The organism is Lysinibacillus sp. UBA6686 (genome assembly GCF_002455205.1).
Classification (GTDB): Bacteria; Bacillota; Bacilli; order Bacillales_A; family Planococcaceae; genus Lysinibacillus; species Lysinibacillus pakistanensis.
In genome coordinates this window covers 16,669-23,434 of the sequence record NZ_DKJS01000044.1, presented here as the reverse complement: position 1 = coordinate 23,434, position 6,766 = coordinate 16,669, and the positions used below count along the sequence as shown (strand labels likewise).

At 36.6% G+C, this 6,766-nt stretch carries 6 protein-coding genes and 1 other annotated feature; all 6 genes read left to right on the top strand.

Features of this window, described 5'->3' with window-relative positions; all coding sequences use genetic code 11:
• Positions 1 to 251, top strand: a 251-nt coding sequence (locus B2R82_RS11300) for a hypothetical protein (RefSeq protein ID WP_286924952.1), incomplete at its 5' end; no start/stop codon positions are given.
• 19 nt (positions 252 to 270) lie between these two features.
• On the top strand, positions 271 to 789 hold the full coding sequence (locus B2R82_RS11295; protein WP_286924951.1) for a sigma-70 family RNA polymerase sigma factor: 519 nt from the start codon (positions 271 to 273) through the stop codon (positions 787 to 789).
• Positions 782 to 1,729 (top strand): DUF3221 domain-containing protein, encoded by a 948-nt coding sequence (locus tag B2R82_RS11290; protein ID WP_286924950.1) that lies wholly within the window; start codon positions 782 to 784, stop codon positions 1,727 to 1,729. The genes B2R82_RS11295 and B2R82_RS11290 overlap by 8 nt, the downstream gene beginning before the upstream one ends.
• A 157-nt stretch (positions 1,730 to 1,886) precedes the next feature.
• Positions 1,887 to 2,543 (top strand): hypothetical protein, encoded by a 657-nt coding sequence (locus B2R82_RS11285; protein ID WP_286924949.1) that lies wholly within the window; start codon positions 1,887 to 1,889, stop codon positions 2,541 to 2,543.
• Positions 2,536 to 2,940, top strand: a complete 405-nt coding sequence (locus tag B2R82_RS11280) for a hypothetical protein (RefSeq protein ID WP_286924948.1) — start codon at positions 2,536 to 2,538, stop codon at positions 2,938 to 2,940. Before B2R82_RS11285 ends, B2R82_RS11280 begins: the two co-directional genes overlap by 8 nt.
• Before the next feature lie 292 nt (positions 2,941 to 3,232).
• Positions 3,233 to 3,473 (top strand) — a binding site (T-box leader).
• 58 nt (positions 3,474 to 3,531) lie between these two features.
• A complete protein-coding gene (gene ileS / locus B2R82_RS11275) occupies positions 3,532 to 6,624 on the top strand; it encodes an isoleucine--tRNA ligase (RefSeq protein ID WP_286924947.1) in 3,093 nt (1,030 codons plus the stop codon).
• Positions 6,625 to 6,766 lie beyond the last annotated feature (142 nt).

Below are 6,766 nucleotides of genomic sequence, written 5' to 3'. Positions count from 1 at the left end.
GAAAACCTGCTCGGGTAGCCAAGGAAATTACTCAGGTAAGGGGAAAACCTGCTCGGGTGGCCAAAGAAATTGCTCAGGTAAAGAGAAAACCTGCTCGGACAGCCAAGGAAATCTTTCAGGTAGGGGGAAAAGCTGCTCAGGTGACTGAGAAGACTACCAGAAACCAGTTGAAGGTGGGAATCATTCTGTCAGCTTTGAAGAGGAAAAATTTCAAAAAATGCAAACCTCTAGCTTGTGAGCACCGTTTATAGGCAGAGAGGGGGAGTGAAGTTGCTTGAGATTAATGAACTCGAAAAAATTATGGAACAGCATACAGAAAGACTAATTCGACTAGCCTTTTACTATGTAAGAGATTTACAAAGTGCAGAAGATATCGTTCAGGATGTATTTATTAAATTTTATGATCATCAGCAAAACTACGAAGAACGTGGAGAATTGCGGGCTTATTTATCAAAACTAGTCACCAATAAAAGTAAAGATTATTTACGTAGCTGGACATACCGTAAAATTCAGGTGCAACAGAAAATTTTTGCGAAGCAAGCTGTGATAAGAAGGGACATGCTTGTTCAGCAAGATGAACAAGCATTAATTGAAAATGCTATTTTAGCTCTACCATTAAAACAGCGTGAGGTTCTAATTTATTTTTATTTTGAGGAATTACCTGTTGCGGAAATTGCCGAGTTATTAAGTATTCCAGAGAGCACAGTCAAAACAAGGCTGCGTCGTGGAAGAGAACTATTAAAGCCAAAGCTACAGCATATTGAGTGGGAGGTGCTACTGCATGAGTAAAGTGGATGTGACGGTAATAAGGGATTTATCGGAAAGTAAAAAGAGGGTTATGGCAAATGTTGTGCAGCATATAGAACAACGTGACAATAAAAAAAGAGTTTGGCGATGGCAATATAGTGTAATTTCCGTCTTTTTTACAGCATGTATAGTGTTGTTTTTCTATTCACAATTACAATTAGATAATAAATTACTTTTATCTTCAAATGACCTGACAATTCTAGATGAAGATGAAATGTCCACAATGTTGAATGCATATAATCCTCAAAGTGAACAATCTCGTAATGAATTGTTTCAAACAATGATAGAAATGGATGCTTATTATGCATATGCTTTAAGTAAGGGCATTGACATAAATCATAAGTTGGAAGATAAAGACAGACTAATGAGTAAACAGAATTTAGAAGATGGTCATTTCAAAAAAAACCTTGCTAATTTAGAGATGTCGGTGGATGAGTATTTTGAAAAATATATCGAACCTTTTAATATCAAAGGAAGCGCGAGAAATGAATTACTTAAAGATTATCAAAAGAGATATGAGAATTCCTTCCCCCTACATGCTTATCTAGGTGTTAAAAAAGAGGCGATGGACTATCTTACTGCAAAGTATGTTGATAGAATTTCCTATTTAAAGAAAAAATACCAATTTTCACTCGATCCAAAAGATGCGTACGTGTCTGGCACAAAATATAAAACAGGCTATGTTGTAGCAATTGAAGGAGATCGTTTCTTAGTTGTTTCTGGGGAAGTAAAAGATTTAATTGGATATTTATCAAATGAAGAAATGATTGATCAAAAAGAAAATGGAATTTGGTATCCCCTTCATGAAGTAAAAGAAAAAATTATTGTAGGAAACATGGTAAGCGTTACCTATAGTATGCAAGAGCGTCTTGGCAAATATGGCTTTGTAGCTAATTTGGATGAAATTAAAATCGAAAAATAATAGAAAAATAGCTTATTAATAATGATATGCCCCCATTCACAATTGGGGTCATTTTCATTTAGGATAAGCTGTTTTTTGTGGCAAATTAAGGTATAATTATTGCGAGAATTACAGCATTTTTACATAAAAAAGAATGAGGGGAGTGAAGGCTTTGTTTATGCTTATGGATTTTGCAACCGCGCTTCTGTTAACTATTCCTCTATTATTTTTACATTTTAAGTGTAACTACCTGGAGCATTGTAAGCGGCAGCTATTTTCTTCAATAGGCTTATTAAATTTCTTAACTACTTATTTTATGATTTCCTTCGGCGATATCTTTTGGATTGTACTTATTTGGCAGTTGGTTTTTATTTGGCCAATCTGTATTGCTTATTATTTGTATTTGTATAAACAGGATCAACACTCTTATTATTATTGGGGTTTAAGAAAAAAACATATCCTTTGGATTGGAACACTCACAATCATTAGTATCTTTATGGTGTTTATAGGTATGTATGAAACCAATAAAAAAATCATTGTCTTTCATCAGCAAGTCATGCAGGATTTTGAGGATAGCACTGACCGTCAGCTTTATTTAATCGAACATACAATAACCCCAGCTACATTACTTGGTTTATCAGATCAAATAGAAAAAGTGAGCGGTGGACAAGTACGTGCATTAACCTTACCGTGGAGAAGCAAGGTAATTGTGACGATAGACAATAGGGAACAGAAGGAATTCACTTATGTAAGGTTATACGATGGATGGAAGCTAGATGGCATTTATCGAGAAAGTTATACAATGGATGTTGATAGGAGTACAGAGAATGATTGATTATTTTGAACGTATTGTGCGCTTGACTGATTTGGAAATCTGGTCAATCCGCATCGAGCAAATACATTACTGCTTAGTCATTGTGGATGAAAGAAGGAAGGCGTCAATTGAGGAATTAGATTTGCCAGATGCTATCATTGATGAAGATATTCAACGGACAAACTATGTATCAGTGAGCATTTTTTCTGAAATCAGCGTAAAAGAGGAACATATAGAGGTTTTAGATGATTATGTTAAGCGTTTCACAGATCATTTAGCACTTGCCCATTGTAACGTAGTCGTTAAATTTTATTGGGAGCAACCTGAAATTGCAGTAGATCGATTGTTGTTACAGAAATATGGCTATAAGTTAGCAGAAATACCATTAAAAAATTTATGGCACTTGAATCAAGAATAATGAAAAATTAAGGCTATACAATCCATGATAATACATATTAGCTCATTAGATTGTGAGCGGAGAGAGGAACTAATTTAAAGACTATTAGCCTAATTTTTGCCATGACTAATCTTGCAGAAAGGCAGGCACAGCTTGATGAGCAAGTATCACAGAATGTTATCCAAACAAGTAGATAAACCCAGCATACAGTACTTCATAGAAACATTGGGGAATTTCAAAATGGCATTATAAGGTTTTTGAAATTGTTGACAGACAAAAATTACTTTGTTAAGATGAGTGACAATAAAAGCATACAAATTCGTTGATGAGAAAGAGTAATGTTTCATTATGTTCTACAGAGAGCCGACATTTATGGTGAAAGTCGGTGTGCAAGTGTTACATGAAAATCCTCTCTGAGAAGATTGGCCGAACATAGTAGGTTAATCCGGGTGTCTACCGTTAAAAAGAACACGTATGATTGTACGTTGCTGAGTGCTATTGAACGATGTGTCAATAGAATTAGGGTGGTATTCGCGGTTAACCCCGTCCCTTGTTTGGGACGGGGTTTTTTGTATGCCTTTTATACAAATGGATTGTATAGGAGGAAATCATATGCAAGTGGAAAAGAAAAAAGAAACAATTGTTGAAAGGGAATTAAGGGTTCGTACATTATGGGAGCAAGAAGGGACATTCCAGGCTACTGTTGCAAATCGTTCTGGCAAAAAGCCATTTGTATTTTACGAAGGACCACCAACAGCTAATGGATTACCCCATGTAGGTCACGCCTTTGGTAGAACGATTAAAGATGTCGTTGCTCGCTATAAAACCATGCAGGGCTATTTCGTTGAACGTAAAGCGGGATGGGATACACATGGTTTACCTGTAGAATTAGGGGTAGAAAAAAAGCTTGGGATCTCTGGGAAACAGGAAATTGAGAAATATGGTGTTGAACAATTTATTCAGGAATGTAAGGGAAGTGTCTTTACTTATGAAAAGAAATGGCGATCCTTTACAGAGCAACTAGGTTATTGGATTGATATGAATGATCCCTATTTAACACTAAGTAATGACTATATCGAATCCGTATGGCATATTTTAAGCCATGTACACAAGGAAAAGCTTTTATATAAAGGTCATCGCGTGTCACCATATTGCCCTAGTTGTCAAACATCGTTAAGCTCTCATGAAGTGGCACAGGGCTATAAAGATGTAAAGGATTTATCTGTAACTGCGATGTTTAAAATCGAGGGGAAGGACGAATATTTTCTTGGTTGGACAACAACACCATGGACATTGCCTGCTAATGTTGCATTGGCGATGAACCCAGAACTTATGTATGTACGTGTAAAGCAGGGGGAAAAGGTGTATATTCTAGCAAAATCGCTTGTCAGCAAAGTTTTTACTGAACCTGTAGAAGTGCTAAGTGAGCATTATGGTCATGAATTTGAGGATGTGTCCTACATTCCACTTTTTTCATACGTTACAGTTGAGAAAGGGCATATTGTTGTACTAGCCGATTATGTGACGGAGCACAGTGGAACAGGTATCGTGCATATTGCACCTGCTTATGGAGAAGACGACTATAAAGCAGTTCAGCAAAATGGTCTGTCATTTGTCAATGTTGTGGATGGAAAAGGTTGTTATACAGAAGAGGTGTCAGAGCTAGTCGGTAAATTTGTCAAAGAATGCGATGTCGACATTATTAAAATGCTAGCTAAAAAGGAACTATTGTTTGATAAGGAAAAATATGAGCATAGCTATCCTCATTGCTGGCGCTGTGATTCACCTTTGCTTTATTATGCTACAGATAGCTGGTTTATCAAAATGTCAGCATTAAAAGAAAAGCTTTTAGAAAATAATGAGCAGGTCACATGGTATCCAGAGCATATTAAACATGGCAGATTCGGAAATTTCTTAGAAAACTTAGTGGACTGGAATATTAGCCGTAATCGCTTTTGGGGCACACCTCTTAATGTATGGATTTGTCAGGATTGTGGTTATGAAGAAGCACCAAATAGTATTCCTGCCTTGAAGAAGTTAGCGAAGGGGATTTTACAGGATGTCGAGCTTCATAAGCCATATATCGACGAGGTTATTTGTAGTTGTCCAAAATGTAATGGTGAGATGGTACGCACACCTGAAGTCATTGATGTATGGTTTGATAGTGGCTCAATGCCATTTGCACAGCAGCATTATCCTTTTAAAGCCCCTGCTACTTTTAACAATCAATTTCCTGCTGATGTGGTCATCGAAGGTATCGATCAAACTCGAGGCTTTTTCTATAGCCTATTAGCGGTTTCAACTTTATTTACAGGAAAGGCACCTTATAAAAAAGTTCTTTCCTTGGGTCATGTTTTAGATGAGCACGGACAGAAAATGTCAAAAAGTAAAGGAAATGCATTAGAACCAGTTGAATTAATTGAGCAATATGGAGCAGATGCTTTGCGATGGTCATTTTTAGTCGACAGTTCCCCCTGGAATCCAAAACGCTTTTCAAAAAAAATTGTTATGGATGCGAAATCAAAATTAGTCGATACATTGGATAATACATTTAAATTTTATCAGTTATACGCAGAGATCGATGGCTTTGAGTATGATGCAAACAATACAGGCTCACGTACAAAATTAGATCATTGGATATTGTCTCGTTTACATCATACAATTCAATTTGTGACAAAATGTATGGACGATTTTCAATTTACGCAGGCAACACGTGAAATTGGAAAGCTTGTGGAAGAGCTCAGTAATTGGTATATCCGACGTTCACGGTCAAGATTTTGGGCAAATGGGCTGTCAGAGGACAAAAGGGGAGCATTTAGTACACTATATGAGCTACTAACAACAATTTGTCAATTATTAGCACCATTCACACCATTTATTACAGAGGATTTGTATCGACAATTATGTGGGGAGAGCGTGCATTTACAAGACTACCCAAAATATAATGAAGCACTCGTTAATGCGAAGCTCGAAAAAGAAATGCAAACTATTTTAACAATCGTAGAATTAGGGCGTAGCGTTCGTAATAGTCAGGGAATTAAGGTCAAGCAGCCATTAAGCGAAATCATTGTCTCTGTTGACGGAGAATTAACAGATTTTCAGCCGTATAGCGAGCTGGTGAAAGATGAACTAAATATGAAAGAATGTTTATGGACAAATGATTTTTCAGCATATGAAACAGTTCATTATAAACTGAACTTTAAAACAGCAGGGGCTGTATTTGGAGCAAAAGTGAATAAAGTAAAAGATTACGTCATGAATTTAAATGATCAGGAGAAACATGAATTACAGCGAACGGATGAGATAATCATTACGATTGAAGGAGAACAGCTAACATTGCTAAAGGCACATGTGTTAATGGAATCCATCGTAAAAGATCAATATATTTTAGCGGAAGATGCCTCATGTCGAATCCTTATGAATGTTCATCTTACAGCAAGCTTATTGGAAGAAGGTCAAATAAGAGAATTAATCCGAACAATCCAAGACACACGTAAAAAATGGCAACTACCTGTTGAGCAGTATGTTTCGATATATATTGCTGGGAATACTAAAGTAACGTCTATTATCCAGCAACACGAAGCATTATTAAAAGCAAATGTGTTGCTGCATGATATTGATTATGTGAGCGAGAGTCATAGTGAACGATTTATTGAGACAGATATGTTTGATGAAAAGATTACCGTTTATTTTAACCATCTTTAGTTCAAATAGTTTAAAGGGAATACTTAACATAGATTTATAAATACTCGGTTGTCAGAGAAAGCTCTCGGGTAATCCCGGAATCCCGCTCAGGTCGCCGGGAAAAGCGCTCGGGTAATCTCCGAATCCGCTCAGGTCGCTGGTA